This is a genomic window from Arthrobacter sp. SDTb3-6 (genome assembly GCF_013376095.1).
Taxonomy (GTDB): domain Bacteria; phylum Actinomycetota; class Actinomycetes; order Actinomycetales; family Micrococcaceae; genus Specibacter.
In genome coordinates, this window is record NZ_JAAMFN010000103.1 from 1 (window position 1) to 1,622 (window position 1,622).

Below are 1,622 nucleotides of genomic sequence, written 5' to 3' on the forward strand. Positions count from 1 at the left end.
GCCCGCCGGGGGCCTGCGCCGTGGTCGTGTGCCGCCCGCTCCAGGAATTCGCTTCCATCGCGCAGTCATTCCAGGGCCAGGTGGCCGGCGCCGACCTCTCAGAGCCCGCCGTCCCCCTTTGCAGGTTGTGCCGGAGGAGCTCCAAGGCCGGCGCCGGCTACTATCAGCGGACCGGGAGGTGGAGCTTCTTAATGCTTGGGATCTTCATGTTCCGCAGTGAGGATCCGGCCGTCTCCGGCATCTTCCACACGGCAAATAGGCCCACGAGGCAAGCACCCATCATATAAAACGCCGGCATGAGTACGTTCCCGGTGGAACTGACCAGCAGTTGGTTGACCATTGGGGCTGTTCCGCCAAACAAAGCGGTGCTGACGTTGTATGTAATGGCAAAGCCCGCATAGCGCACGTGTGTGGGGAACATGGCAGGGAAAGTTGCCGAGATGGTGGCCAACTGTGGAAGGTACAGCAGACCCAGAACAGCGAATCCAAGCATCGCCCACCAAAAGCCGTTGGCCATTACCATGTACATCGGAACAGCCATGAAGAATAGGCCAATCAGCGAAATGAACCACATCGGCTTCCGTCCGATCTTGTCCGAACGGGCGCCGGCCAATGGAATTATGAGCATCATCCCGAGTTGCCCCACGAACATGAGCGTCAGCACCGTGTTCGCGTCCATCCGCACTGTGCCCTCCAGATAGGTTGGCATGTAGGAAAGCAATGTGTAGTTAACAACATTCAGCGGAATGACCAGCCCAGCTACTATCAACATCGGCCGCCAGTAGTAGCGAAAGAGGTCCTTGAGGGTAGAGCCGGCTCGCTGCTCCACTTCTCCGCTGGCCTCCAGTTCGCGGAAAACCGGAGTGTCTTCGAGCCGATTCCGCAGGTACATGCCAATGATGCCCAGCGGACCGGCAACGAGGAACGGCAGTCTCCAGCCCCACACTGTCATGGCTTCGTTACCAAGGATGAGACTGCAGAGCAAAACAATGAGCGAGCCAAGGGCAAACCCGCTCAAGGTGCCGAATTCCAGGAAGCTTCCGTAGAAGCCCCGTTTCTTATCCGGAGCGTATTCGGCCATAAACGTGGCAGCGCCGCCGTATTCACCGCCTGTGGAGAAGCCCTGGACCATGCGGATCAAGATGAGCAACGCCGGGGCCAACCAACCGGCCAAAGAATGCGTTGGCAGCAGCCCGATCGCAAAGGTTGAACCTGCCATCAGGATAATGGTTAGGGCTAGGACCTTCTTACGACCGACCCTGTCGCCCAGAGGCCCCCAAAACAGGCCCCCAAGCGGCCGTACCAGAAAAGAAAGAGCAAAGGTGGCCAGCGTCCAGACTGTTCCCAAGGCACCTTCACCGGGGAAGAAGTTCGCCGTGATGTAGGTGGCTGCCACTGCGTAGACACCGTAGTCGAACCATTCCGTGGCATTTCCCATCGCCGAAGCGGCGATAGCGCGACGCAGTACTTTTTTACCTACTAGTGACGTTTCAGCTGGGTTCGCGGGGCCGCAGCCGTGCGGTTGTGCTTCAGACATGACAATCCTTGATTGAGCAGCAATGTATCGTTCCTCACATTAGCTCAGTGTCTCATTGTTGACAATAGGTCGACGAGACTCATGC

Annotated in this window: 1 protein-coding gene; it reads right to left on the reverse strand. The window is 58.0% G+C overall.

What is annotated here, in order from left to right:
• Window positions 1–163: 163 nt before the first annotated feature.
• Window positions 164–1,537 (reverse strand): MFS transporter, encoded by a 1,374-nt coding sequence (locus tag G6035_RS19455; protein ID WP_176618750.1) that lies wholly within the window; start codon window positions 1,535–1,537, stop codon window positions 164–166.
• Window positions 1,538–1,622 lie beyond the last annotated feature (85 nt).

What these genes read in the sequence shown, in the direction of transcription:
- G6035_RS19455 (WP_176618750.1), bottom strand. Translation starts at nt 1,537, where the DNA reads ATGTCTGAAGCACAACCGCACGGCTGCGGCCCCGCGAACCCAGCTGAA.